The sequence below is a fragment of the Pseudomonas mediterranea CFBP 5447 genome (assembly GCF_000774145.1).
GTDB classification, from domain to species: domain Bacteria; phylum Pseudomonadota; class Gammaproteobacteria; order Pseudomonadales; family Pseudomonadaceae; genus Aquipseudomonas; species Aquipseudomonas mediterranea.
Genome location: NZ_KN322985.1, coordinates 603586 through 627930, shown reverse-complemented (window position 1 = coordinate 627930; position 24345 = coordinate 603586). Strand labels below are relative to the sequence as shown.

Genomic DNA, 24345 nt, shown 5'->3' with positions numbered 1-24345 from the left:
CAAGATCAGGAGACAAGATAGACAAATGTGGCGAGGGGATTTATCCCCGCTGGGCTGCGAAGCAGCCCCAAAGTAGCAACTCAATTTGCCTGACACACCGAGTTGTCTGGTTCTAGGGCCGCTGCGCAGCCCAGCGGGGCGGTGCGACGTTTCGCTAAATCCCCTCGCCACAGGGAGGAGTATTGCTGCTACTTACCCGGCACCAGGGTCAACCGCCCCTTGCCATACGCCCGATCAAAGTTCTGCGGTTGCAGCGGCAGGTTCTGGTACTGCCCCTTGACCCACGGATCGATGCCGATGAGGTAGTTGGGGCTGGCCGGGTTGCCCGATTGGCCGGCACCGCCCTGGACCATCAACGGTTCGGGCTGGCCGAAATCGACGATGAAGCGCATGTCCGGCGCCTGGCTGGCGTTGAAGTCCTGACCCCAGGCGAACGCCGCAACGTTGAGCGTGGTGGCATCGCCGCCGGCCGATAGCGGACCGCGTACGACCTGGCCACTGCCGTTCTTCCACGCATAGCTGTGCAATTTGCCCCACTGCCAGGCCTTGTGGTCGCTACCCAATTGGCTGTCACCGGCACTGATGGTCGCGGCCAGGCTGCGGGCGAGGATAACGGCCTTGTCTTCTTTCTGCGGCGTACGCACGTCATCCCAGAACGGGCTGTCTTCGCGTCCCAGCAAGTGATCGGCCTGGGCCGAATAGGACAGTTGGCCGTTGGCAACCAGCGCTTTCCACGCCGGGCTGCTCTCCGGGCCCAGTTCGTCGAGGAAAATCTGCTTCATGCTTTCTTGCAGGAACAGTTCATAGAGGGCTGCATCGGCGGAGGTCGGGCTGAGCCGGCCATCGAACGCCATCAGGCGGGTATAGGCTTCGCGGGCCTTGGCCCGGTCAGCCACTGGCAGGGCTTCAATGGCCTGCTTGAGGGGCTGGGCCATGCCCGGGGCTTCAAAGACTTTCTTGAGTTTGGCCGCGAACGTCGTGGTCTGGTCGTATTGCATGGCGGTCAGGCTGCGGACGTCGTGCTTGCCGGCGCCGGCCAGTTCGGCCAGGCGCTCGCCACGTTCCGGTGCGGCCCAGGAGTTGGACAGCTGCATGCCGTAGCCATGGGGAATGACCCGCTGGTTGGCGTTGCCCAGCCAGCCCTGGCTCGGGTCCTGGTCGTAAGGGTGCGCCATCGGGTCGGCGTAGCCTTCCCAGTCGTAGCGACCGTCCCAGCCCGGCGACGGCAACAGGCCTTCGCCTTCACGGCGGTTCGGATAGCGCCCGGTGACCTGCCAACCGATGTGGCCGGCGTCGGCAAACACCAGGTTCACCGCCATGGCCCGGATTTCACGGCTGGCGTCGGAGGCTTTCTCAGCGCTCTGTGCCCGGGACAGGTCGAAGAATGCGTCCAGGGTCTTGTCGTCGGTGAGGCTCGGCGTCTGCAAGGCCAGGCCAAAGCCGTTGGCCGTGGCCAGACCCTGGACGCTGTTGAGCAATGGGCCATGGCGGGTTTCGTACACGGCTTCGCGAATCGACCGCTGGCCTTTGACGAAGTAGGTCTCGTTGCGAACCATCGCCGTCTGCCATTTGCCGTTGACCTCGTAGGACAAGCCATTGCCCTGGCGTCGGATTTTTTCCAGGAACAGGTCCTGGTTGTCCCCTTGGACGCTGGTCATGCTCCAGGCCACGTCACCGTTGTAGCCGGCCAGGATCAGCGGAATGCCGGCCACGGAAACACCGGCCGCCTGATATTTGGGCGCGCGAATCTGTACCACGCTCCACAACGACGGCACGCCCAGCGGTCCATGGCTGTCGCTCGCCAGCAGGCTCTTGCCGTTGCGGCTGCGTTGCGGGGCCATGGCCCAGCTGTTCGAAGACCTGGCGCCCAACAGGTTCAGTTCGGCCAATTGGCGGGTGGCGTGGCTGATTTCGTTCAGGCCCGGGATCTGGCCGTTGAGTCGGATACCCTGGAGCTTGTCGGCCTCGCCCTGGGGCAGGGGTTCGTCCGGGTAGGACGGGTTCAGCCAGGCCAGTTTGTCCTGGTTGACCGTCTGGGCCATGACCAGGGCGGCGATTTCTTCCGGCAGGTTGGCCGACTGGCTGAAGTTCAGCAGGCAGAACATCAGCGCCGAATCCTCCGGTTTCCAGTATTCGGGCTTGTAACCGGTGGCGGCGAGGTCCGACGGCAGTTTGTCGCGGTAGCGGAACAGGTAGGCGTTGACGCCGCGGGCGTAGACTTCGAAGAAGCGTTTGAGCCGTGGCGACGAAGCCTTGTACAGCTCGTCGGCACTTTTCTTCAGATTGACCGCACGCATGTAGCGGTCGACGTCCAGCCGTTCAGCCCCGGACATTTCCGCCAGCCGACCCTGGGCCAGCAGGCGCATGGTCACCATCTGGGTGATGCGGTCGCTGGCGTGGACATAGCCGAGGGCGAACAGCGCATCATGGAAGCTGCTGCTCTCGATCAGCGGCATGCCCATGGCATTGCGCCGAACCGAGACGTTCTGCGCCAGCCCCTTGAGTGGTTGCACGCCGGAAGTCGGCGGGACAGTGTCCTGGGTATTCCAGGCCTGGCAACCGCTCAAACCGAGCACACTGGCCACGGTGGCGGCAATGCCGAGCCGGGGAAAGAAGAAATTAGAGGCTGGCGAGGCCATGACAAAGCTCCTGCGGGAGGGGGGGGGCGGCAAATAAAGGCGCTACGTTAGTGAGCAGGAGGGGGCCGCGCAAGCGGGGGCGGGGGTTATTTGTGGATTTGGCGATAAACCGACAGTGGTATACCGGGGCTTGAACTTGATCCCTGTGGCGAGGGAGCTTGCTCCCGCTCGGTTGCGCAGCAACCGCAAAAAAAGGGGCCGCTATGCAGCCCAGCGGGAGCAAGCTCCCTCGCCACAACAGCCCTCTTTTTTTGCCATAGGGTCCGGGAATGTCACCGTTTCACTTCAAGGCTTCGGTGGATTGATCTTATCCACCAGCGCATAGGCCCTCACCGTGGCCGGGCGCTCCTTGATGCGATTGAACCAGCGCTGCAGGTTCGGGAAGTCTTCCAGGCGCTGGCTTTGCCATTGATGGGAGACCGTCCAGGGGTAGATCGCCATGTCGGCGATGCTGTATTCGCTGCCCGCCACGAAATCACGGTCTGCCAGGCGCCGATCCAGTACGCCATACAGGCGAGCGGTTTCGTCGACGTAGCGCTTGATCGCGTAGGGAATCTTTTCCGGAGCGAACCGGCTGAAGTGATGGTTCTGCCCGGCCATCGGCCCCAGGCCACCCATCTGCCAGAACAGCCATTGCAGGACTTGCTGTCGTCCACGCAGGTCCTGTGGAATGAAACGGCCAGTCTTTTCCGCCAGGTACAGCAGGATCGCGCCCGACTCGAACAGCGAAATCGGCTCGCCACCGTCGGCGGGCTCATGGTCGACGATGGCCGGGATGCGGTTGTTCGGGGCGATCTTCAGGAAGTCCGGCTTGAATTGCTCGCCCTGGCCGATGTTGACCGGATGTACCTTGTAGGGCAGGCCGGCCTCTTCGAGGAACAGCGAGATTTTATGGCCGTTGGGGGTGGTCCAGTAGTACAAGTCGATCATGGAAGGCTCCAGATGAGACAGCGTGATGGATGGACAACAAACGACGGCAGGAGGTCGTCCTCTTTTTGCCCGAAGGCTTGCCTGTAGGCAGAGGTGATGCTCCAGTGTGGAAAATTCAATGACCGGGCAAGCGAAAAATCGGAATGGAGTGATGGACATGGAGCTAAAGAACAACGCAGCGTTGATTCTCATCGATCAACAGAAAGGCATCCTGCATCCCAGGCTCGGTTCTCGCAACAACCCCGAGGCAGAGCTGCGAATGCTCGAACTGCTGGCTTTCTGGCGAGCTTCGGCGCGACCAGTGATCCATGTCCATCATCTGTCCCGTTCGCCGGATTCAGTGTTCTGGCCTGGGCAGCAGGGGGTGGAAGTCCAGGAGCGGTTCGAACCGCAGGAAAGGGAGTGGCTGATCCACAAGGACGTGCCGGATGCGTTCTGCGCCACTCACCTGGAGGCTGACCTGCGCCAGGCGGGGATCGGACAACTGGTGATCGTCGGCGTGGCGACGAACAACTCGGTGGAGTCCACGGCGCGTACGGCAGGCAACCTGGGTTTCGATACCTGGGTGGCCGAAGATGCCTGTTTCACCTTCGATAAGGCCGATTATTTCGGCCGCGCCCGTTCGGCCGATGAGGTCCACGCCATGTCCCTGGGCAACTTGCATGGCGAGTATGCGACGGTGGTCAGTGTGAAGCGGATTCTGGAGGCGGGCTGACGAAGCGGTGCTGTGGTGGCCTCATCGCGAGCAGGCTCGCTCCCACAAGGGATCTGCGGCGTTCACGCATCTGACGCCTGTCCTGATTCCTGTGGGAGCGAGCCTGCTCGCGATGACGATTCAACCGGCGAAGACACGCTCCGCCCTGGCCATCAGGCCCCGTGGCACTTCTTGAATTTCTTGCCATTGCCGCAAGGGCAAGGGTCGTTGCGGCCGACATCCTTCAAGGCGTTGCGCACCGGCTCCTGATGGGCATGGCCGCAGTTCGGACCATGGACGTGGCCGTGGTCATGATCGTGGTGATGGTCGTGATCGTGGTTGCAATCAGGGCCGTGAACGTGGGGTTGTTGGGTCATCGGGGTTACTCCGCAATAAAATCGGCGGCGATTATCACGCCATTGCGTTCCAGGTGCACGTAGTGGGCGATGAATAATCCGGTTTCCAGCTCACCTTCCAGGCGATAGGGGATCTGCTGGCGGGGTTTTTCGAGCAGTTTCACCACTTCCCGCACCTGCGGCCACAGATTGGTGCGGATCGGTATCTTGAAGTAGCCGCTTTGCCCGGGAGGGACGGTGAACCAGTGCTCATGCTCACCTTCGGTCAACAGCAGGTCGCCCAGATGGATCCGGTAGGTCAGGCCGCGCACGGTCAGGTCACTGTCGCCGGGGTTGTCGACCCGCAAATGCAGCATGAACCGCTGTTCCAGCAGCCGGGCCCGCACCACCTCGACCTTGACCAGGTGCACCTGCGGCTCAGGTACCTCGTCGGTTTGCCAGGACGCACAGCCGCCAAGCCCGATGAACAGCAGCAGGCAGGTGATGCGTAGTGTGTGTAATGGATGGGTCATTGTCCGCGCCTCTGCTTCCAGTCTAGCCCGCTGATACAGGGGCAAGCGTCGGACATTTCCGAAATCAGCGAGCGAAGTAGCCTGCGCAGCATTTCTTGAATTTGTGCCCGCTGCCGCACGGGCAACTGTCGTTGCGTCCGGTCTTGACCGGTACGGTCGGGTCGATGAAATACCAGCGCCCCTCGTTCTGCACGAATGACGACTGTTCGCGATGGGCGTGTTCCCCCTGGCCGTCGTGCCAGCGCGCGGTGAAGGTGACAAAGGCATGCTCCGGCTGCCCACCGAACACCTCGCTGCTTTCCACCTCCAGTCCCAGCCAGGTGCTTTTGCTGCTCCACTCACTGATGGACAGGCGATCGAGGCCCTCCTGCTGGGCGGGCAGGGTGGTGCTCACCAGATAATCCACCAGCCCCAGCACATAGGCGCTGTAGCGTGAGCGCATCAGGGCTTCGGCGCAGGGTGCGGGGTGGCCGTCGTGATAATGGCCGCAGCAGGCGTTCAACGAGTTGCCACTGCCGCAGGGACAAATGGTTGCGTTCAAGCTTGTGTTCACGGCTACCACCAATATTTTCCGAAGTTTTCGGGGTTGGCCCAGAAACGTGAATTGAGCCAATCGGGGACCTGTTTGTATTCAAGCAGATCGTAGGTAAACAGGGTCAGCACCTGTTCCTCGCGCTGGAACCGTTCACTGGCTTGCAAGGCCAGGGAAAAGAAGTCCGTTTCCTGCCAGCCGCAGGCATCGAGGTCGGCCAGCACGACGATACGACTGGCGTTGAGATTACGGATCCCGCCCAGCAGGTTCAGACCGTCGCGCTTGGGCACATGTTCCAGGCAATCGAGTGCCAGGGCCAGGTCGAAGCGCTGTCCGGCCACCTCCACCGGCAGCGGGCCGGGAGCGACCTGGACCACTTCGGTGTCGGGATGGGCCTGCTGGAATGCCTCGAGGGCGGGAAAGCTGCTGGCGCCGACCAACAACAGTTTTCGCGGGGCATAACGGTCAAGCACGGCGGCCAGTGCCTGCTGGGGTGTGCGCGATGAAATGGCAACGGTCATTGAGATTCCTCGGTCAGAACCGCCACGATAGCCTGCCTGGACAACGTGGCCTAGAGCGGTTTGCATTAAAACGTGCCGAACGGCCGCAAACACTGGGCAAAATCCGCGATAGCGTGGTGCTGGCGCAGATCCGAACTCGGGTCTTTACTCCCCAGAATCGGTGCAAAGCCGATCCCTCAAGGAGAAACCCGATGAGCATAGTTCGGACAGCGTTACCCCTGGTTCTGCTAACCGGTGTGTTGACTGGTTGCGCAGGTTTGCAAAAAACCGATTGGCCGACCTGTGCAGCGGTCGGCGGCGTGGTTGGTGCGGGATTGGGCGCCACTGAAAGCACCTCCTGGGCCGGCTACGGTGCGCTGTTCGCCGGCAGCATGGCGGCAGCCTACTGCTGGGTGCACGGAGACGGTGATGAAGACGGCGATGGCGTGCCCGACAGCCGCGACAAGTGCCCAGGCACCCCGAAAGGCGTGCAAGTCGACGCAGATGGCTGCCCGCCGCCCGCCCCAGCGCCGATGGCCGAGGAGCCGGTTGTCGTCAAAGAGGAAACCATCGTGGTTCGCGATGTGCATTTCGAATTCAACAAGTCCACGTTGACCGCGGCCGACAAAGAGGTGCTGAGTGGCGTTGCGACCCGCCTGAAACAGGAGTCGTCCACTGCCCAGCTTCGGGTGACCGGTCATACCGACAGTGTTGGCAGCAATGCCTACAACCAGCGACTGTCGGAGAAACGGGCCAATTCGGTGGTGCAGTACCTGGTCGAAAGCGGCGTGCCTCGCGCCAGTTTCGTCTCGGTGGCCGGTGCCGGTGAGAGTCAGCCGGTGGCCGACAACAAAACCGCCGATGGACGCGCGATGAACCGTCGGACTGAAATCAAGATAAACCGCTAACCCCTGCGATGTGGGGCCTGTCGTGGTGAGGACTCCCTTGCCACGACAGCTTTTCCAGTCAAAACCCGCGCGCTTGTCCCATGGATTAAATTTGCTTTGCCCTCTGGCTTAACCTGCGCGCAAGCCGTTACTGTGCGTGCAAAGAATAATGTTCACCGGGGGGCGTATGAAGGTGTTTTGGGGGCTGGGGCGCTTGCTGACCCTGCTGTTCTGGCTGGTGGTGCTGGTCAATCTGGTCGTGCCGTTCGTCCATCCGCTGCATGTGCTGGTCAACCTTGCCGGGGCAATGTTGCTGGCGATCCATTTGCTCGAGCTGCTGTTGTTCCGAGCCAGTTTCCGTGGCTTGTCCTCTCCCGGTCGTGAACGCCTCAGAGTGCTGCTGTTCGGCATCTTTCATCTGCAAACCCTCCCGACTGCCGCAGAGGCCTCCCATGCGTAAATTGTGTCTGCTCGCTGCATTCGTGTGCCCATGGGCATGTGCCCAAGTACTCCAGGTAGAAACCCACTCGTTGATGCGCCTGCCCAATACCGCCAGCACCTTGACCCTGGAGCGGCTGGACGTGGCCGATTACGGCACGTTGCTGGTGCCGTCGAACGTCACTCAATTGTCCATTGAACAACTGCATCTGGGGCGCGAAGCGCGGATCGCCATCGTGCCTGCGCAACAGCCGCTGGCGATGAGCGTTACCCAGGCTGAACTGGCTGATGGCAGCCAGATCACTTCCCGTGGGGCGCCGGGCACTTATACCAAGGCTGCACGGCCGGGGCGCGATCTCAACCTGCGTTTCAATGCATTGAATGCGCCGGTGCTGTCGGTGGATGCCCGTGGCGGCACGGGGGCGCCAGGCTACGTGGGCCTTGACGGTGCCAACGGGCAGGCTCCGGGTTGCACCTGGGGTTCGGCCGGACGCGGCGCCGATGGCAGCAATGGCAGCGATGGCCAGCCGGGGGCCGCCGGTGCGCTGGTGCGCCTCGAACTGCCCCGGGATTACCCGGCCGAACGGATCAAGGTGGCGGTCGATGGCGGTGCCGGCGGTGCGCCGGGTCCCGGTGGCAAGCCTGGCGCCGGCGGCAAGGCCAAGGGGTGTTTCGTCTACACCGCCGACGGCGGTAAAAGTGGCCACCCGGGAGCCGCCGGCCAACCAGGACCTGCCGGAGCGGCGGGGACGGTGACCGTACAACGATTTTAAGTTCAGGAAATAAACCCTGTGGGAGCGAGCCTGCTCGCGATAGCAATCCATCCGTCACATCAGGGCTGACTGAGCGGACGCTATCGCGAGCAGGCTCGCTCCCACAGGGGCTGTTCGAAGTTTTCAGAATATCGGCCGGGCCGCGGCAATCGCCACCACCAGCAATCCGATCAGCAGGTTGATGCCCACCAGCCTGCGGATTTTCCCCAGCACCGACGCTGCCGTCGGCCAGTCCTGCTCCGCCACGGCACTGCGCAGTGCCGGCAACTGCAAGCCCTGGATGCGGATGAACAGCGCCATCATCACCACATACAGGCCCATCATGATCTGTACATAGCGCGGTGCCGCTTCGAAACCGGCGAAGCGTATGTGGATCAGACCTACACCGCTGATCGGCAAAAGCACCACCGCCACCCAGACCCAGATGAAAAAACGTTGAAACACTTCTACCCACAGTTTCAGCCGGGCAGGGCCCTCAAGCGCCGTCATTGCGGCGGGGCGCAGGATCATCCAGGCGAAGAACATGCCGCCGACCCAGATCAGGGCCGCCAGCAAATGCAGGGTGTAGATGAAGGCAAAGGGTGTCATTGAGTTACTCCGTTCTGCGCAGGATTCATTAGCGGGGTATGATAGCCGCCGATCCGAACCACTGAAAATTTATCCAGCGTTTCTAGCGCCCGACATTCATGATCAGCACCGAACTCAAAACCACGATCCAGGGCGCCTATTCGCGTTTTCTCGAAGCCAAGAGCCTCAAGCCGCGTTATGGCCAGCGCCTGATGATCGCCGAAGTGGCGAAAGTCCTGGGTGACATCGCCACCGACGACGAAGGCCGACGCGATGGCGATCCCGCCGTCGTGGCGGTGGAGGCCGGTACCGGTACCGGCAAGACCGTTGCCTACAGCCTGGCGGCGATCCCCACGGCCAAGGCCGCCGGCAAGCGCCTGGTCATCGCCACGGCCACCATCGCCCTGCAGGAGCAGATTGTCTTCAAGGACCTGCCCGACCTGATGCGCAACAGCGGGTTGAACTTCAGCTTTGCACTGGCCAAGGGGCGCGGGCGCTACATGTGCCTGTCCAAGCTCGACATGCTGCTGCAGGAGGGCCAGGCGCAGACGGCCACGGCTCAGTTGTTCGAGGAAGAAGGCTTCAAGATCGAAGTCGATGAAGCCAGCCAGAAGCTGTTTACCAGCATGATCGAGAAACTGGCCGGCAATAAGTGGGACGGCGACCGCGACAGCTGGCCCACCACCCTGGAAGATGCCGACTGGGCTCGCTTGACCACCGATCACAGCCAGTGCACCAACCGTCATTGCCCGAACTTCGGCCAGTGCGCCTTCTACAAGGCCCGCGAAGGCATGGGCAAGGTCGACGTCATCGTCACCAACCACGACATGGTATTGGCCGACCTGGCCCTGGGCGGTGGTGCGGTGCTGCCGGATCCGCGCGATACGATCTACGTATTCGACGAAGGCCACCACCTGCCGGACAAGGCCATCGGCCACTTCGCCCACTACACCCGCTTGCGTTCCACCGCCGACTGGCTGGAAACCACCGCCAAGAACCTCACCAAGCTGTTGGCCCAGCATCCGCTGCCGGGGGACCTGGGCAAGTTCATCGAGCAGGTGCCGGAGTTGGCGCGGGAGATCAAGACGAACCAGCAGTTCATGTTCACCGCTTGCGAACAGGTGGCCGACTTCAAGCCGGGCGAGGACGTCGAGGGCCGCGAGCGGCCACGCCATCGTTTCGTCGGCGGCGTCATTCCCGAGCACATGCGTGAAATGGGCATCGAGTTGAAGAAGGGCTTTGCCCGCCTGACCGACCTGTTCACGCGCCTGACCGACCTGCTCAAGGAAGGGATGGATGGCGAGGTCAATATCGGTATCGCCAGCAACCAGGCCGAGGAATGGTACCCGCTGTTTGGCAGCCTGCTGTCTCGCTCCCAGGGCAACTGGGACCTGTGGATGGCCTTCACCACTGAAGACCCGGAGGACAACCCACCGATGGCGCGCTGGCTGACCCTGGCCGAAAGCGGTTCGCTGTTCGATATCGAGGTCAATGCCAGCCCGATCCTGGCGGCGGACATGTTGCGTCGCAATCTGTGGAATGTCGCCTACGGGGCATTGGTGACGTCCGCCACGCTGACTGCGTTGGGTACGTTCGATCGCTTCCGCATGCGTGCCGGCCTGCCGAAAACCGCCGTGACCGCCGTGGTCCCGAGCCCGTTCCATCATGCCGACGCCGGTGTGTTGCGGGTACCGGACCTGAAGGCCGATCCACGGGACGCCGCCGCGCACACCGCCGCGATCGTCCGTGACCTGCCGCAGCTGGTGGAGGGTTCGCGGGGCACCCTGGTGCTGTTTTCCTCGCGCAAACAGATGCAGGACGTGTTCGATGGCCTTGACCGTGACTGGCGCAAGCAGGTGTTCATCCAGGGCAACCTGTCGAAGCAGGAGACCCTGAACAAGCACAAGGCACGGGTCGATGGCGGGGATTCCAGTGTACTTTTCGGCCTGGCGAGCTTTGCCGAAGGGGTGGACCTGCCCGGCGCCTATTGCGAGCACGTGGTGATCGCCAAGATCCCGTTCTCGGTCCCGGACGACCCGGTGGAAGCAGCATTGGCCGAATGGATCGAAGCCCGTGGCGGCAACCCGTTCATGGAGATTTCCGTGCCGGATGCCTCGCTGAAACTGGTCCAGGCCTGCGGGCGCTTACTGCGTACCGAAGAAGACCGCGGCACCATCACTTTGCTTGACCGCAGGCTGGTGACCCAGCGCTACGGCAAGGCGATTCTCAATGCGTTGCCGCCGTTTCGGCGGGAGATTTCCTGATATTGACGGCACGGTCCCTGTGGCGAGGGAGCAAGCTCCCTCACCACAAATCAATGTTGGCTTGGCCAGCCGTCCCATGACGGTTTCCAAAACCGCCAATGGCTGAAACAATGCGGCCACTTGAGAAAGTCTTTGTTTCAAAGGAGTTGCGGGTGCAGATTCAAGGCCATTATGAACTTCAGTTCGAGGCGGTACGCGAAGCCTTCGCAGCGCTGTTCGATGATCCCCAGGAGCGCGGCGCGGCGCTGTGCATCCAGGTCGGCGGCCGGACGGTGATCGATCTGTGGGCCGGTACGGCTGATAAGGACGGGCACGAGGCCTGGCACAGCGATACCATCGCCAATCTGTTTTCCTGCACCAAGACCTTCACTGCCGTCACTGCCCTGCAACTGGTCGCGGAAGGCAAGTTGCAACTGGACGCCCCGGCCGCCCGGTACTGGCCCGAATTTGCCGCGGCCGGCAAGCAATCCATTACCCTGCGCCAATTGCTCTGCCATCAGGCCGGATTGCCGGCGTTGCGTGAATTGCTGGCGCCCGAAGCCTTGTATGACTGGAACACGATGGTCAACGCCCTGGCTGCCGAAACGCCTTGGTGGACACCGGGAGATGGCCATGGTTACGCCGCGATCACCTACGGCTGGCTGGTCGGCGAATTATTGCGCAGGGCAGACGGTCGAGGCCCTGGAGAGTCCATCGTGGCACGGGTGGCCAAGCCGTTGGGCCTGGATTTCCATGTCGGCCTCGCGGACCAGGAGTTCCATCGCGTGGCCCATATCGCCCGCGGCAAAGGCAACGTCGGCGATGCGGCGGCGCAACGCCTGCTCCAGGTGACGATGCGCGAGCCCACCGCCATGACCACCCGGGCCTTCACCAATCCGCCATCCGTCCTGACCAGCACCAACAAACCCGAGTGGCGACGCATGCAGCAGCCGGCCGCCAACGGCCACGGCAACGCCCGTAGCATCGCCGGGTTCTATGCCGCTCTGCTGGATGGCAGCCTGCTGGAAGGTGAAATGCTCGATGAGCTGACCCGCCAGCATAGTTTCGGCGAGGACAAGACCTTGCTGACCCAGACCCGTTTCGGCCTGGGTTGCATGCTGGACCAGCCGGATGTCCCGAACGCCACCTACGGCCTGGGCCCGCGGGCATTCGGTCATCCGGGGGCGGGTGGCTCCATCGGGTTTGCCGATCCGGAGCATGACGTGGCGTTCGGCTTCGTGACGAACACGCTGGGGCCTTACGTGTTGATGGATCCGCGCGCGCAGAACCTGGCGCGGGTGCTTGCCACTTGTCTGTAAAACGTTCCTGAAGGGGGGGCGCATCGGAACCTGGTGTCCTTTTCGGTTTCAAAGCGTCTGTTTATGTGCCCCGGACTGGGTCCTGTATTTTTCATTTACATCATTTTGTGGATATCCAATGTTATCGAATAAATCCCTCGCCCTGGCGCTGTGCTTCGCGATCACCGGTTGCGCGCAAACTCCACAAAATGATGCCGAGGGCGGCGGTGGTTGGTGGCCGTTCGGCTCTTCCGACCAGGCTGCGGTCAAAGAGGCGGCGCCTGCGGCCCCCCTGAAGCCGGCGGCCATCGCGCCGCAGGCCAAGGCCGAGAGCGCCAGCCACTGGTGGTGGCCGTTCTCCTCCGACGATGATGCGGCCAACGACGCTGCCGCAAAAGACCAGGTCAAGGCGGAAGCCAAGCCTGTAGCGAAGGCCCCGACGCCTGTTGCCAAGGCCGAAACGCAAGACGGTGGGAAATGGTGGTGGCCATTCGGCGGCAAGGAGCAGGAAGCCGCCAAGGCAGCGCCGCTGCCCGATCCGAAAGTCACCCAGGCCTGGCTCGACGACTACGAGCCAAAGCTGCGCACCGCCATCGAGGGCAGCAAGTTCCAGCTCGAGCGTCGCGACAACGTCCTGGTGGTCACCGCACCCGTGGACAGCTCCTTCAACCCGGATCGTCCGGCCATGCTGCTGCCGGTGACCCTCGGCCCGTTCACGCGCGTGGCGAAGGTCCTGGAAGCCGACCCGAAATCCGCCGTGCTGATTCTGGGCCACGCCGACACCTCGGGCGCTGCGCCGGCGAACCTGAAGCTCAGCCAGGAGCGTGCCCAGTCCGTGGCGGCTATTTTCCGTCTCAGTGGTTTGCAACGCGATCGCCTGATGATGCGGGGCTTGGGGTCGGTGGAACCGCGTGCGGCCAACGACAGTGTTGAAGGTCGCGCCTTGAACCGTCGCGTGGAGTTGCTGGTAACGCCGCAAAACACCTTGATGGCACTGGTCGGTAAATACAATTTGTCGGCTCCGGCACCGGTCACGCTGGTGGCTGCCCAGGACGTGAAGCCAGCTGTCCCGGCGCCTGCGACCCAGAAAGCCACGGTGCCGGCCACTAAAAAGGCGCCGGCCAAGAAAGCCACCGCCAAGGCTCCAGCGAAGAAAGCCCCGGCCAAGAAGCCCACCCCGGCGAAGAAACCTCAGCCGGCCAAGGCCGCCACCGATGCCAAGAAAGTCGCGGCCGCCGATACCCCCAAGCAGTGACAGGCGAACCACAAGGAGTGCGCCATGACCCAAACGCTGGCTGATATGCGCCGCGACTACACCCGCGATGGCCTGGCCGAGGCGCAAGCCCCGGCCGAGCCATTTGCGTTGTTCCATCAATGGTTCGCCGAGGCGGTGAAAACCGAGCAGGCTCCGGTGGAGGCCAACGCCATGACCCTGGCCACGGTGGATGCCGATGGCCGTCCGCACTGCCGGATCCTGTTGCTCAAGGGGTTGGATGCCCAGGGCTTTACCTTCTTCACCAACTACGACAGTGCCAAGGGCCAGCAACTGGCCGCGAATCCGTTCGCGGCCATGACGTTCTTCTGGCCGACCCTGGAGCGTCAGGTACGCATCGAGGGCAAGGTGGTGAAGGTCACGGCGCAGGAATCGGACGCCTATTATCAGGTTCGTCCATTGGGCAGTCGTCTCGGTGCCTGGGCCTCGCCCCAGAGCCGGGTGATTACCGGTCGCGACGAGCTGGAAAACCTGCTCAAGGCCACCGAACAACGTTTCAGTGATAGCCAGCCCCACTGTCCGGAGCATTGGGGGGGATATCGTTTACTGCCCGAGCGCATCGAATTCTGGCAGGGTCGCCCGAGCCGCCTGCATGATCGCCTCAATTACCGTCTGCAAGGGACGGACTGGACTCGCGAGCGCCTGGCGCCTTAGCATCGGCATAACCTGTCGCAGCGGCTTGAAGCCATTGCGGCAGGTCCCGGCGCTTGATCCCCTGTTCTCGGGCGCGGGCCAGCTGTTGCAGCATGTAGGTTTTCTTTTGCTCATCCTGCCCCGCCAATGACAGCGCCAGATCGCGGTCCATCCAGCGTTTGATCCGCACATACAGCCACCAGTGAAAGTACAGGCCGGCGATGGTGGTCGCGACGATGATGAAATAATCCATGCAAAATCCTTGGGCTGATGACGCAGGTTTCGGAAATTGACGCTACTGTTGGGTGAATTTTTCGGGTGCGCCTGTATCCCACCTGAATGAAAACAATTTTATCCCGGCCAGGCCGTGACAGGCGTCAAGCTGCGGAGTTTAATAGTTCCCTGTCTTTTGGAGTTCGATGCTATGCGTAAGTCTGTTTTGCTGGTTGCTTCCTTTTCCACGATGGCGATGTTGCTCACTGGCTGTCAGTCGAGCCTGACCGGTGACTCTTACTCCCGTGACGAAGCGCGTCGCGTGCAGACCATTCGCATGGGGACCATCGAATCCCTGCGTCCGGTCAAGATCGAAGGCACCAAGACCCCAATCGGCGGTGCGGCCGGTGCGGTGGTGGGTGGTGTAGGCGGCAGCGCCATCGGTGGCGGCCGTGGCAGCATCGTTGCTGCCGTTATCGGTGCGGTGGCCGGCGGCCTGATCGGTTCCGCGACTGAGGAAGGCCTGACCCGTACCCAGGGCGTGGAAATCACCGTTCGCGAAGACGACGGCAGCATGCGCGCCTACGTGCAACAGGTTCAGGAAAACGAAGTGTTCCGCGTGGGTGAGCGGGTTCGTATTTCCACTGTGGGCGGGACGAGTCGCGTATCGCACTAAGCTGGATCGGGTAAGCGTTTCTCTGGTTTTAATGTCTGCTCAAAAAATGGCGCTTCCTCCAATGGAGAAAGCGCCGTTTTTTTAGCGTACGCGTTCCCCTGTGCCTCGCTCGGACGAGCGCTTAGCGGTGAGTCAGCTTGAATAGAGGCTGGATGTGCCGACGCTATCGCGAGCAGGCTCGCTCCCACAGAAGGATTGCGTTTGCTTCAAGAATCAGGAGGACAACGCGGAAGGCTTGCGACTGGCCGCCGCTGCCACTATGTAGCCCAGTAGCGCCGCGAGGATCGACCCCGTGAGAATCCCCATCCGGTCCATGCCGGCATACTCGCTGGTGCCGGGCTCGAAGGCCAGTGAGCCGACGAACAGGCTCATGGTGAAACCGATCCCGCACAGGATCGCCACCCCCAGTACCTGACCCCAATTGGCGCCGAGGGGCAGGTTGGCGATGCCGATTTTCACGGCAAGCCAGGTCAGGCCGAACACACCGACGGTCTTGCCCAGCAACAGGCCGACCGCGATGCCCATCGGCACGTGGTGGGTGAAGCTCTCGACGGTGACACCGCTCAGGGACAGGCCGGCATTGGCGAAGGCGAACAGCGGCAGGATGCCATAGGCCACCCATGGATGCAGGGCATGCTCCAGGGTCAACAGCGGCGAGGTTTCGGCGTTTTTCGTGCGCAACGGAATGCAGAACGCCAACGTAACCCCGGCCAGGGTGGCATGGACCCCGCTCTTGAGCACGCAGACCCAGAGAATCAGGCCAACGATCATGTAGGGACCGAGCCTGACCACGCCCATCCGGTTCATCGCCACCAGTACGGCAATGCATGCGGCCGCCAGCATCAACGACAAGGTCGACAGGGCGCCGGAATAGAAAATGGCGATGATGATAATGGCGCCCAGGTCGTCGATGATCGCCAGGGTCATGAGGAACAGCTTGAGTGAAACCGGTACTCGCTTGCCCAGCAAGGCCAGCACCCCGAGGGCGAAGGCGATGTCGGTGGCCGTGGGGATGGCCCAGCCCGAAAGGGCAGCCGGGTTGTCACGGTTGAGGAACCAGTAGATCAGCGCGGGCACGACCATGCCGCCAATCGCCGCTGCTCCCGGCAGGACGATTTGCGAAGGCTTCGACAGTTGCCCATCGAGCACTTCGCGTTTGACTTCCAGGCCTATGAGCAGGAAGAACATCGCCATCAGGCCATCGTTGATCCACAACAGCAGCGGCTTGGCGATTTTCAACGCGCCGACCTGGACCACCACGGGGGTATCCAGCAGGCCGCCGTACAGCCAGGAAAGAGGCGAATTGTTGATGACCAGGGCCAGCACCGCGGCGGCGATCAACAGCAGGCCGCTGGCTGCCTCCAGCTGGAAAAAACGTGTCAGGGAATTACGTAGAGGCAATTTCGCTCTCCATTCGTCAAAACAAAAGTGGTCACACCCTAACCCGTACTGTTAGTTGTTAAAACAAAAGTTATATTCTTTTTTGTTATATGTCGTTACAAGGCCGGCGAGGCGGTCGGGCAGTTGCAGGGCATATTGGACCTTAGCTGTACCTGTGCGTGATGTCGGTTTTTTCCTAAGCTTGTGACTGGTTTTTCCCATATCCAGTCCTGACCGCCAGGCTTTCCCCGCGTCGAACCTATCCTGCGAGAGAACACATGAATGACCACCGTCAGTGGGCACGCGAAGCGATTCGCATCATCGAGGCCGATTTCCAGCGCAGCGCCGATACGCATCTGATCCCGCTGCCACTGCCGGGTTTTCCGGGCATCGAGTTGTACTTCAAGGATGAGTCCAGCCATCCCACTGGCAGTCTCAAGCACCGACTGGCTCGGTCGCTGTTTCTCTATGCGCTGTGTAATGGCTGGCTCAAGCCCGGCGCTCCGGTGATCGAGGCTTCCAGTGGATCGACCGCCATTTCCGAGGCCTATTTCGCCAGGTTGCTGGGCCTGCCGTTCATTGCGGTCATGCCGGCGACGACGTCCAGGGAAAAAATCGCACAGATTGCGTTCTATGGCGGCCAGAGCCATCTGGTGGACGATCCTACGCAGATCTACGCCGAGTCCGAGCGTCTTGCCCGTGAGCATGACGGGCACTTCATCGATCAGTTCACCTACGCCGAACGTGCCACGGACTGGCGAGCCAACAACAACATCGCCGAGTCAATCTTCCAGCAGATGCGTTTCGAACAGCACCCGGAGCCGAGCTGGCTGATTTCCAGCCCGGGGACCGGGGGGACCACCGCGACCCTGGGCCGCTATGTACGCTATCGGCAGCACGGTACCCGCGTACTCTGTGCCGACGCGGAGCGTTCGGTGTTTTTCGACTACTACCGCAGCGGCGATGCCAGCCTCCGTTTGGAATGCGGCTCGCGGATTGAAGGGATCGGCCGGCCACGGGTCGAGGCGTCGTTCCTGCCCAACGTCATTGATGCGATGGTCAAGGTACCCGATGCCTTGTCGCTGGCGGCGATGCATTACCTGGCCCAGCGCTTGGGACGACGGGTCGGTGGATCCAGCGGCACCAACCTGATCGGTGCGCTGATCGCCGCGAAGCGGATGGTGGACGCCGGTGAGTCAGGGTCGATCGTGGCGATCCTGTGCGATGGCGGCGAGCGTTATGCCACGACGTATTACGACCCGGTGTGGCTCAAGGCCCAGGGGTATGAGTTGGATGGATTGATGGACGCCGTGGCGGCGAGCGTGGAGCGCGGCGAGGCGCTGCCGGAGACGGTGCTGCGGGCCAATATCTGAGACCTTCCAGACACTGGAATTCCTGTGGGAGCGAGCCTGCTCGCGATAGCGGAGTGTCAGACGCTTTCTTCGTCGACTGACCCGCCGCTATCGCGAGCACCGAGCGAGGGTGTTCCCTAACCGCCACGTCACTTGAAAGGGGATCAGCCCTCCAGGCCGAGGATATCCCGCGCCACCGCTTCGGCAATGCGGATCCCGTCCACGCCCGCCGACAGGATCCCGCCCGCGTAGCCGGCGCCTTCACCTGCCGGGAACAGGCCCTTCACGTTCAGGCTCTGCAGCGATTCGTTGCGGGTGATGCGCAGCGGCGATGAGGTGCGGGTTTCGATCCCGGTCAGCACGGCGTCGTGCAGCGAGTAGCCGCGAATCTGTTTCTCGAAGGCCGGCAGCGCTTCGCGGATGGCTTCGATGGCGAAGTCCGGCAGGGCCAGGGCCAGGTCGCCCAGGGAAACCCCGGGTTTGTAGGACGGCTCGACGCTGCCCAGTGCCGTGGACGGTTTGCCGGCGATGAAGTCGCCCACCAGTTGCGCCGGGGCTTCGTAGTTGCTGCCGCCGAGCACGAAAGCATGGGATTCCAGGCGTTCCTGCAGCTCGATCCCGGCCAGCGGGCCGCCCGGATAATCGACTTCCGGGGTGATGCCCACGACGATGCCGGAGTTGGCGTTGCGTTCGTTACGCGAATACTGGCTCATGCCGTTGGTCACGACGCGGTTCGGCTCGGACGTCGCCGCCACCACGGTGCCGCCTGGGCACATGCAGAAGCTGTACACCGAACGGCCATTCTTGGCGTGATGCACCAGTTTATAGTCGGCGGCGCCCAGTTTCGGGTGGCCGGCGTATTTGCCCAGGCGCGCGCTGTCGATCAGCGATTGCGGGTGTTCGATGCGGAAACCCACCGAGAACGGCTTGGCTTCCATGTACACGCCCCGGCTGTGAAGCATGCGGAAAGTGTCCCGGGCGCTGTGGCCCAGGGCCAGGATCACGTGCCTGGAGTGAATGCGTTCACCGCTGGCCAGTTCGACACCGACCAACTGGCCGTCCTCGATCAGCACATCCGTAACCCGCTGCTGGAAGCGTACTTCGCCGCCGAGGGCGCGAATCTGCTCGCGCATGGTTTCCACCACGCCTGTCAGGCGAAAGGTGCCGATGTGCGGTTTGCTGACATAGAGGATTTCTTCCGGCGCCCCGGCCTTGACGAATTCGTGCAGTACTTTGCGACCGAGGAACTTCGGATCCTTGATCTGGCTGTAGAGCTTGCCGTCGGAAAAGGTGCCCGCGCCGCCTTCGCCGAATTGCACGTTGGATTCGGGGTTGAGCACACTTTTGCGCCACAGGCCCCAGGTGTCCTTGGTGCGCTGGCGCACTTCCGGGCCGCGTTCGAGAATGATCGGCTTGAAGCCCATTTGCGCCAACAGCAGGGCGGCGAAGATGCCGCACGGGCCGAAACCGACCACGATCGGCCGCTCGCCCAGGTCTGCCGGTGCCTGGCCGATCATCTTGTAGCTGACATCCGGCGCTTCGTTGACGTTACGGTCGTCGGCGAACTTGCGCAGCAGGCCGGCTTCATCGCGTACCGTCAGGTCGAGGGTGTAGATGAAGCACAGTTCGGAAGATTTTTTCCGCGCGTCGTAGCTGCGCTTGAACAAGGTGAAGTCGAGCAGGTCATCGCTGGCGATGCCCAGGCGCTGCAGGATGGCAGCGCGCAGGTCTTCCTCGGGGTGGTCGATCGGCAGCTTGAGTTCGGTGATTCGTAACATGACGGGATCCGGTTCGCGGGACGCACAACTGCGCCAGGGCGTTCTTCAAACCGGCGATTATATGCTGCAATCCCCTGTCACGGTGAATCAGTCGTTACGCGCACCGCCAAAGTAGGCGCAGCCACGCTGGACCACGCCATTGACCCGCAACTCGGCACTCATGTGCCGGACACTGCCGCTGGTGCTGTCGACGCAACGCTGGGGGGCGACCCACAGCTCGACTTTCTGGCCATTCGCTTCGGTACTCAGGTCGAAACGGCCGTCCCCCAGTTGCTCTTCAACGTAGGGCACCGCCAGCGCGGGCTGGCCGTCACGTTCGAGCACGAGGCCCTTGCCGCTGGCCTTGAGGCTCCACTCCGGACCGTGGCCGGTGGCGTGTAGCACCAGCCGTTTGAAGTCGACATCGTCGCAGGCCGTGCCCGTCGCAAGGTCCGCTATGTTGACGAGGTCCATCAATTGGCTGTCGGCCCCCGCCGCGGCGCTGGAGACGATATGGCCGCGCACGTCGGCGAACAGCTTGCCGCGCTCATCGGCCAGGGCAGCGGCTTGTTGCAGCACGCTGGTGCCGCCGCTGTCGTTGACGATGTAGCGGCGTTGTTCCTGGCACGGCTGGAACACCAGCTTGCCATCGGCCGCCGTGAGCTCGCCTTGCATGCGCGTCTGTCCGGCATGGGAAGCGCTCTCGCGCGGGGCGTCGAGCAGTTGGCAGCCGGCGAACAGGGGAAGGAGGGCAACACACAACAGGGAACGGGCGGCACGCATCATCGGGTCTCCAGACAGGTGCCGTCACGTTACTCAGACTGCTCCCGCATCACAAGCGGGAGCGTAGGCAAAGTGCTATTCAACCTACATGAAAAGTCTGGCCGGTTTGTAGGCCTTCGACACTCTTGGCGTAGGCCAATGCCACGTCGGCGGCCGCCACTGGTTTGTAGCCGCGGAAGTAAGGGGCGTATTTGTCCATGGACTCCAGCAGCACGTTCGGGCTCACCGAGTTGACTCGCAGGCCCCTTGGCAACTCGATGGCCGCCGCGCGCACGAAACTGTCCAGGGCACCGTTGACCAGCGCTGCCGAAGCGCCGCTCCTGATCGGATCATGGCTCAGCACACCGGTGGTGAAGGTGAAGGATGCGCCGTCGTTGGCGAACTCCCGACCGATCAGCAGCAGGTTGACCTGGCCCATCAGCTTGTCCTTCAAGCCGAGGGCGAAACTTTCCTCGGTCATATCACTCAGTGGTGCGAACGTGACGCTGCCGGCGGCGCAGATCAGCGCGTCGAAGCGCCCGGTTTTTTCGAACAGGGCGCGGATCGAGGCGCTGTCGCTGATATCGACGTGCAATTCACCGCTGTTGCGGCCGATTCGAATGATTTCGTGGCGTGGCGCCAGTTCGTTGGCAATGGCCGAACCGATGGTGCCGTTGGCGCCGATCAACAGAATTTTCACGGGCTGTTCCTCAGTGGGTTGAACGAGGTTGCAGTTTAGAGTGGTTTTTTCCGCTGATAAGCGTGCTAATAGGCAACCTTTGGTTTTCAATTGGAAACAATCCAGTGAGCGAGATGGATGACCTGGCGGCGTTCGCCGTGTTGATCGAGGCCGGCAGTTTTACCCTGGCGGCCCAACAATTGGGGTGCAGCAAGGGCCAGCTGTCCAAGCGCATAAGCCTGTTGGAAAGTCGCTTTTCAGTGGTACTGCTGCAGCGCACCACACGGCGCTTGAGCCTCACAGCCGCCGGGGCGGCCTTGCTGCCACAGGCCCAAGCGTTGTTGGTTCAGGTGGAAAGGGCGCGTCAGGCCCTGGCTCGATTGAAAGATGATATTTCCGGGCCGGTGCGTATGACGGTGCCGGTGTCGTTGGGCGAAACCTTCTTCGAGGGACTGTTGCTGGAGTTCGCCCGCACGTATCCCAACGTGCAGATCGAACTGGAACTCAGCAACGGCTATCGTGACCTGACCCGCGACGGTTTCGACCTGGCGATCCGCTCCGACGCCGCCATCGATGAGCGACTGGTCGCCCGACCCTTGTTGGCGTGGCATGAGATGACCTGCGCCAGCCCGGCTTATCTCGATCAGTACGGCGAACCACAAACGCCCCAGGACCTGGCTGAGCATCGCTGTCTGCTCAACAGCCACTACAGTGGCCGGGAAGAGTGGCTGTATCACCAACAACACGAATTGCTCCGGGTGCGGGTGTCGGGGCCGTTCGCCAGCAATCACTACAGCTTGTTGAAAAAAGCCGCCCTGGCGGGGGCAGGAATCGCCCGGCTGCCGTCCTACCTGCTGAATGAAGAATTGGCTGATGGACGCTTGCGCTGGCTCTTGCGGGATTTCCAGACCCGGCGCATGCCGATGTACCTGGTGCACCCCTATCAGGGCGGCTTGCCCAAGCGCACCCAGGTGCTGGCCGACTACCTGATCGCCTGGTTCAAGCGCAGCGGTGAAGCGCTGGACCGTCTCCAGCAATAATGAGGCATCACACCGACCCTTGTGGGAGCGAGCCTGCTCGCGATAGCGGTGGGTCAGTCAACCATTGTGTAAAGCTGACACTGTTATCGCGAGCGGGCTCGCTCCCACATGGCAATCCGGTGGTCGATGGACAGCACGCCGGGGCCGCGGGCCATCAGGTAAAGCAACACCGCCGCCCAGGTGCCGTGGGTCGGGTAGGCGTCGGGATAGACGAACAGCTGAATGGTCAGGGTCATGCCCAGCAGCGCCAGCGCCGAAAACCGCGTGGCCAACCCCAGCAGAATCAGGACCGGAAAGAAGTGCTCGGCGAATGCGGCGAGGTGTGCGGCGATGTCCGGCGACAGCAGCGGGATGGCGTATTCGCTTTTGAATAACGGGATGGTTGAGTCGGCCAGGTGCGGCCAGCCGATCTGGAAGGTGCCATCGATCAAGTCGATGGCCAGGCCTTCGACCTTGGTCTGCCCGGATTTCCAGAACACCGCTGCGATGGAAAACCGCGCAATGAACGCGATCAGGCTGTGGGGGATTTTCTCCAGCAGGGCGATGACGCGGGTGATGGGGCTGTTCATGGCGATACCTTGTCGTGATGCAGGCGGGTAATGGCGCCGTGACTGATCAGCAGTGCCAGGGTTTGTGCAATATCGAAGCTGGGGGTACAGGCCAGGGCCTGCCCGAGCGGCTGGCCGTTGTGCAGATTGCGGATAAAACTGAAGGCACCAGGGTCGAGGGCAAACACTTCAACTTCGAGTCCGTTACGCAGGACCAGTGCACACTGCCCTTGGTTCGGGTCGATCTCGGCGAGCGTCATGTTCGTTTGATGAGCGGCCCAGATCGCGACGACCGCGAACGCTGAATCGAGCAGGCGTACGGACGGATGAAGGGTTACGCACAGGCCGTCCAGGGATTGTGGATCGGCGAGTGCTGCGGCGATCTGCTCATGGTCCAGAGGGCGTGCGTCGGCGGCGTGGTAGGCGACGGTGCGCAACCTTTCCAGCCGGGCGACATCGGCCAGGTAGGGCAGGGAGGCCGTCGGTTCGAAGCCTTCGATAAAGTCAGCCAGATCCGCGCCATAGGCACTCATCAACGGGCTGTGGGGCGCTGAGGCTTGCACATGAACGGCGGCCATGGCGCGGAAAAACTCATCCCCCACCAACTGCCGGACTACCGGATAGGCGTCCGCCAATGCATTGATCAGGGAGCCTTGGACGTTGTTGCGATACACGGCGAAACGGCTTGCCGGGTCCGCACCGTTGGCACAACACAAACCTTCCGGGCACGGCTGCCGGATGTCGAGCAGGGCCGCGGTGAACGCGGCTTGACTGCTCATGCCGACTTCCCTGCGGACAGCAACAGCGTGTCGGCCTGATGAGCTTCGGCCAACAGGACGCTGAAAGCCGGCACCTGGTTGTCCCGCTCGATCAGGGTGGCCACCGGGCCGACCCGCTCCAGCGCCTGTCGGTACAACGCCCAGACCGCCAGGTCGATGGGCGCGCCATGATCGTCGATCAGCAAACGGTCGCCCAGGCTGTCGGAGTCTTCGGCAAACCCGGCCAGATGAATCTCGCCCACCGCCTGCAGCGGCAGGGCATCGAGGTAGGCCAGTGGATCGCGTTGATGATTGATGCAGGACACGTAGAGGTTGTTCACATCCAGCAACAGCCCGCAGCCGGTACGGCGAATGACTTCACTGATGAAGTCCGCCTCGTCGAGGGTCGAGCGCTGGAACGCCAGGTAGGTGGCCGGGTTTTCCAGCAGCATCGGACGCTTGAGGGTGTCCTGCACTTGTCCGATATGGGCGCAGACGCGGTCCAGGGTCGGTGCGTCGTAGGCCAGGGGCAGCAGGTCGTTGAGGAACACCGGGCCATGGCTCGACCAGGCCAGGTGTTCGGAAAAGGCTTGGGGCTGATAGCGCTCGATCAGTTCGACGAGGCGCTGCAGGTGCGTCGCATCCAGCTTGCCCTCGGTACCGATGGACAGGCCGACGCCGTGCAGTGACAGCGGATACCGCTCGCGGATCAATCCCAGGAAATGGTGGAACGGACCACCGTCCACCATGTAGTTTTCGGCGTGGACTTCAAAGAAGCCGATGTCCGGCCTCGAACCGAGCACCTGCTGGAAGTGCCCGGTCTTGAGCCCCAGCCCGGCACGGGGCGGGAGCTCGGCGCTGGCTGCCTGAGTGCCGATTAAAGCGAATGCGTAAGACGTGGTCAT

At 62.3% G+C, this 24345-nt stretch carries 26 protein-coding genes; 11 read left to right on the top strand and 15 right to left on the bottom strand.

Annotation, left to right across the window (positions count from 1 at the left end):
* Positions 1 to 188: 188 nt before the first annotated feature.
* Positions 189 to 2639: a penicillin acylase family protein gene (locus tag N005_RS15125; protein ID WP_047701922.1), complete on the bottom strand. Its 2451-nt coding sequence runs from the start codon at positions 2637 to 2639 to the stop codon at positions 189 to 191.
* 285 nt (positions 2640 to 2924) lie between these two features.
* Positions 2925 to 3569 (bottom strand): glutathione binding-like protein, encoded by a 645-nt coding sequence (locus tag N005_RS15120; protein WP_047701921.1) that lies wholly within the window; start codon positions 3567 to 3569, stop codon positions 2925 to 2927.
* A gap of 157 nt (positions 3570 to 3726) precedes the next feature.
* Between N005_RS15120 and N005_RS15115 the strand changes: the two genes are divergently transcribed.
* Positions 3727 to 4284, top strand: coding sequence for a cysteine hydrolase family protein (locus tag N005_RS15115; protein ID WP_047701920.1), 558 nt, complete (start codon positions 3727 to 3729; stop codon positions 4282 to 4284).
* 152 nt (positions 4285 to 4436) lie between these two features.
* Here the strand turns inward: N005_RS15115 and N005_RS15110 are convergent, their stop codons facing one another.
* The 4 genes from N005_RS15110 to N005_RS15095 form a co-directional block, all read right to left on the bottom strand.
* A complete protein-coding gene (locus tag N005_RS15110; RefSeq protein WP_003198420.1) occupies positions 4437 to 4640 on the bottom strand; it encodes an SEC-C metal-binding domain-containing protein in 204 nt (67 codons plus the stop codon).
* Positions 4641 to 4645: 5 nt separating this feature from the next.
* The gene (locus tag N005_RS15105; protein WP_047701919.1) at positions 4646 to 5131 is read right to left on the bottom strand and encodes an LEA/WHy family protein; all 486 of its coding nucleotides are present in this window, start codon (positions 5129 to 5131) and stop codon (positions 4646 to 4648) included.
* A 64-nt stretch (positions 5132 to 5195) separates the two neighbouring features.
* Complete coding sequence (locus N005_RS15100; RefSeq protein ID WP_047702232.1) at positions 5196 to 5672, bottom strand: YchJ family protein; 477 nt, start codon at positions 5670 to 5672, stop codon at positions 5196 to 5198.
* A 14-nt stretch (positions 5673 to 5686) separates the two neighbouring features.
* Positions 5687 to 6184, bottom strand: coding sequence for a DUF6231 family protein (locus N005_RS15095; RefSeq protein WP_047701918.1), 498 nt, complete (start codon positions 6182 to 6184; stop codon positions 5687 to 5689).
* A gap of 191 nt (positions 6185 to 6375) precedes the next feature.
* Here N005_RS15095 and N005_RS15090 point away from each other — a divergent pair, with 191 nt between their 5' ends.
* The 3 genes from N005_RS15090 (at position 6376) to N005_RS15080 (ending at position 8261) form a co-directional block, all read left to right on the top strand.
* Complete coding sequence (locus tag N005_RS15090) at positions 6376 to 7071, top strand: PA1041 family peptidoglycan-binding anchor lipoprotein (protein ID WP_047701917.1); 696 nt, start codon at positions 6376 to 6378, stop codon at positions 7069 to 7071.
* 166 nt (positions 7072 to 7237) lie between these two features.
* The gene (locus tag N005_RS15085; RefSeq protein ID WP_047701916.1) at positions 7238 to 7510 is read left to right on the top strand and encodes a DUF1145 domain-containing protein; all 273 of its coding nucleotides are present in this window, start codon (positions 7238 to 7240) and stop codon (positions 7508 to 7510) included.
* Positions 7503 to 8261, top strand: coding sequence for a hypothetical protein (locus tag N005_RS15080; RefSeq protein WP_047701915.1), 759 nt, complete (start codon positions 7503 to 7505; stop codon positions 8259 to 8261). Before N005_RS15085 ends, N005_RS15080 begins: the two co-directional genes overlap by 8 nt.
* A 123-nt stretch (positions 8262 to 8384) precedes the next feature.
* On the opposite strand, the gene N005_RS15075 is transcribed toward N005_RS15080, so the two are convergent.
* Positions 8385 to 8849 carry a CopD family protein gene (locus N005_RS15075; RefSeq protein WP_047701914.1) on the bottom strand — a complete coding sequence of 155 codons (465 nt, stop codon included), beginning with the start codon at positions 8847 to 8849 and terminating at the stop codon, positions 8385 to 8387.
* A 98-nt stretch (positions 8850 to 8947) separates the two neighbouring features.
* On the opposite strand from N005_RS15075, the gene dinG reads away from it, so the two are divergent.
* From dinG to pdxH, 4 genes are all read left to right on the top strand, one after another.
* The gene (gene dinG / locus N005_RS15070; RefSeq protein ID WP_047701913.1) at positions 8948 to 11092 is read left to right on the top strand and encodes an ATP-dependent DNA helicase DinG; all 2145 of its coding nucleotides are present in this window, start codon (positions 8948 to 8950) and stop codon (positions 11090 to 11092) included.
* A 152-nt stretch (positions 11093 to 11244) separates the two neighbouring features.
* Positions 11245 to 12390, top strand: coding sequence for a serine hydrolase domain-containing protein (locus N005_RS15065; protein WP_047701912.1), 1146 nt, complete (start codon positions 11245 to 11247; stop codon positions 12388 to 12390).
* 118 nt (positions 12391 to 12508) lie between these two features.
* Positions 12509 to 13624, top strand: a complete 1116-nt coding sequence (locus tag N005_RS15060; protein ID WP_047701911.1) for an OmpA family protein — start codon at positions 12509 to 12511, stop codon at positions 13622 to 13624.
* A 24-nt stretch (positions 13625 to 13648) separates the two neighbouring features.
* Positions 13649 to 14296, top strand: coding sequence for a pyridoxamine 5'-phosphate oxidase (pdxH, locus tag N005_RS15055; RefSeq protein ID WP_047701910.1), 648 nt, complete (start codon positions 13649 to 13651; stop codon positions 14294 to 14296).
* Here the strand turns inward: pdxH and N005_RS15050 are convergent.
* Positions 14244 to 14528 (bottom strand): hypothetical protein, encoded by a 285-nt coding sequence (locus N005_RS15050; protein WP_052126395.1) that lies wholly within the window; start codon positions 14526 to 14528, stop codon positions 14244 to 14246. The two genes, pdxH and N005_RS15050, sit on opposite strands and share 53 nt — an antisense overlap.
* 171 nt (positions 14529 to 14699) lie before the next feature.
* Between N005_RS15050 and N005_RS15045 the strand changes: the two genes are divergently transcribed.
* Positions 14700 to 15164, top strand: coding sequence for an outer membrane lipoprotein (locus N005_RS15045; RefSeq protein WP_024776354.1), 465 nt, complete (start codon positions 14700 to 14702; stop codon positions 15162 to 15164).
* A gap of 213 nt (positions 15165 to 15377) precedes the next feature.
* Here the strand turns inward: N005_RS15045 and nhaA are convergent, their stop codons facing one another.
* Positions 15378 to 16565: a Na+/H+ antiporter NhaA gene (gene nhaA, locus N005_RS15040; RefSeq protein ID WP_047701909.1), complete on the bottom strand. Its 1188-nt coding sequence runs from the start codon at positions 16563 to 16565 to the stop codon at positions 15378 to 15380.
* Positions 16566 to 16822: 257 nt separating this feature from the next.
* Here nhaA and N005_RS15035 point away from each other — a divergent pair, with 257 nt between their 5' ends.
* Positions 16823 to 17917 (top strand): PLP-dependent cysteine synthase family protein, encoded by a 1095-nt coding sequence (locus N005_RS15035; RefSeq protein WP_047701908.1) that lies wholly within the window; start codon positions 16823 to 16825, stop codon positions 17915 to 17917.
* 143 nt (positions 17918 to 18060) lie between these two features.
* Here the strand turns inward: N005_RS15035 and N005_RS15030 are convergent, their stop codons facing one another.
* From N005_RS15030 to N005_RS15020, 3 genes are all read right to left on the bottom strand, one after another.
* Entirely contained in the window at positions 18061 to 19674 is a 1614-nt protein-coding gene (locus N005_RS15030) for an NAD(P)/FAD-dependent oxidoreductase (RefSeq protein ID WP_047701907.1), read from the bottom strand.
* 87 nt (positions 19675 to 19761) lie between these two features.
* Positions 19762 to 20436 (bottom strand): COG3650 family protein, encoded by a 675-nt coding sequence (locus N005_RS15025; protein WP_047702230.1) that lies wholly within the window; start codon positions 20434 to 20436, stop codon positions 19762 to 19764.
* A gap of 79 nt (positions 20437 to 20515) precedes the next feature.
* Positions 20516 to 21115, bottom strand: a complete 600-nt coding sequence (locus N005_RS15020) for a short chain dehydrogenase (protein ID WP_047701906.1) — start codon at positions 21113 to 21115, stop codon at positions 20516 to 20518.
* Positions 21116 to 21219: 104 nt separating this feature from the next.
* Between N005_RS15020 and N005_RS15015 the strand changes: the two genes are divergently transcribed.
* Positions 21220 to 22134, top strand: coding sequence for a LysR family transcriptional regulator (locus N005_RS15015; RefSeq protein ID WP_047701905.1), 915 nt, complete (start codon positions 21220 to 21222; stop codon positions 22132 to 22134).
* Between the two features lie 83 nt (positions 22135 to 22217).
* On the opposite strand, the gene N005_RS15010 is transcribed toward N005_RS15015, so the two are convergent.
* The 3 genes from N005_RS15010 to bufB are packed head-to-tail and all read right to left on the bottom strand — an operon-like array spanning position 22218 to position 24345.
* Complete coding sequence (locus N005_RS15010; RefSeq protein WP_047701904.1) at positions 22218 to 22703, bottom strand: DoxX family protein; 486 nt, start codon at positions 22701 to 22703, stop codon at positions 22218 to 22220.
* The gene (locus tag N005_RS15005) at positions 22700 to 23461 is read right to left on the bottom strand and encodes an HvfC/BufC N-terminal domain-containing protein (protein WP_047701903.1); all 762 of its coding nucleotides are present in this window, start codon (positions 23459 to 23461) and stop codon (positions 22700 to 22702) included. Before N005_RS15005 ends, N005_RS15010 begins: the two co-directional genes overlap by 4 nt.
* A complete protein-coding gene (gene bufB / locus N005_RS15000) occupies positions 23458 to 24345 on the bottom strand; it encodes an MNIO family bufferin maturase (protein WP_047701902.1) in 888 nt (295 codons plus the stop codon). The genes N005_RS15005 and bufB overlap by 4 nt, the downstream gene beginning before the upstream one ends.

Bases quoted from the DNA above. Each gene is read 5' to 3' on its own strand.
- N005_RS15125 (WP_047701922.1), bottom strand. From the start codon at position 2,639: ATGGCCTCGCCAGCCTCTAATTTCTTCTTTCCCCGGCTCGGCATTGCC.
- N005_RS15120 (WP_047701921.1), bottom strand. From the start codon at position 3,569: ATGATCGACTTGTACTACTGGACCACCCCCAACGGCCATAAAATCTCG.
- N005_RS15115 (WP_047701920.1), top strand. From the start codon at position 3,727: ATGGAGCTAAAGAACAACGCAGCGTTGATTCTCATCGATCAACAGAAA.
- N005_RS15110 (WP_003198420.1), bottom strand. From the start codon at position 4,640: ATGACCCAACAACCCCACGTTCACGGCCCTGATTGCAACCACGATCAC.
- N005_RS15105 (WP_047701919.1), bottom strand. From the start codon at position 5,131: ATGACCCATCCATTACACACACTACGCATCACCTGCCTGCTGCTGTTC.
- N005_RS15095 (WP_047701918.1), bottom strand. From the start codon at position 6,184: ATGACCGTTGCCATTTCATCGCGCACACCCCAGCAGGCACTGGCCGCC.
- N005_RS15090 (WP_047701917.1), top strand. From the start codon at position 6,376: ATGAGCATAGTTCGGACAGCGTTACCCCTGGTTCTGCTAACCGGTGTG.
- N005_RS15085 (WP_047701916.1), top strand. From the start codon at position 7,238: ATGAAGGTGTTTTGGGGGCTGGGGCGCTTGCTGACCCTGCTGTTCTGG.
- N005_RS15080 (WP_047701915.1), top strand. From the start codon at position 7,503: ATGCGTAAATTGTGTCTGCTCGCTGCATTCGTGTGCCCATGGGCATGT.
- N005_RS15075 (WP_047701914.1), bottom strand. From the start codon at position 8,849: ATGACACCCTTTGCCTTCATCTACACCCTGCATTTGCTGGCGGCCCTG.
- dinG (WP_047701913.1), top strand. From the start codon at position 8,948: ATGATCAGCACCGAACTCAAAACCACGATCCAGGGCGCCTATTCGCGT.
- N005_RS15060 (WP_047701911.1), top strand. From the start codon at position 12,509: ATGTTATCGAATAAATCCCTCGCCCTGGCGCTGTGCTTCGCGATCACC.
- pdxH (WP_047701910.1), top strand. From the start codon at position 13,649: ATGACCCAAACGCTGGCTGATATGCGCCGCGACTACACCCGCGATGGC.
- N005_RS15050 (WP_052126395.1), bottom strand. From the start codon at position 14,528: ATGGATTATTTCATCATCGTCGCGACCACCATCGCCGGCCTGTACTTT.
- N005_RS15045 (WP_024776354.1), top strand. From the start codon at position 14,700: ATGCGTAAGTCTGTTTTGCTGGTTGCTTCCTTTTCCACGATGGCGATG.
- N005_RS15035 (WP_047701908.1), top strand. From the start codon at position 16,823: ATGAATGACCACCGTCAGTGGGCACGCGAAGCGATTCGCATCATCGAG.
- N005_RS15030 (WP_047701907.1), bottom strand. From the start codon at position 19,674: ATGTTACGAATCACCGAACTCAAGCTGCCGATCGACCACCCCGAGGAA.
- N005_RS15025 (WP_047702230.1), bottom strand. From the start codon at position 20,436: ATGCGTGCCGCCCGTTCCCTGTTGTGTGTTGCCCTCCTTCCCCTGTTC.
- N005_RS15010 (WP_047701904.1), bottom strand. From the start codon at position 22,703: ATGAACAGCCCCATCACCCGCGTCATCGCCCTGCTGGAGAAAATCCCC.
- N005_RS15005 (WP_047701903.1), bottom strand. From the start codon at position 23,461: ATGAGCAGTCAAGCCGCGTTCACCGCGGCCCTGCTCGACATCCGGCAG.
- bufB (WP_047701902.1), bottom strand. From the start codon at position 24,345: ATGACCACGTCTTACGCATTCGCTTTAATCGGCACTCAGGCAGCCAGC.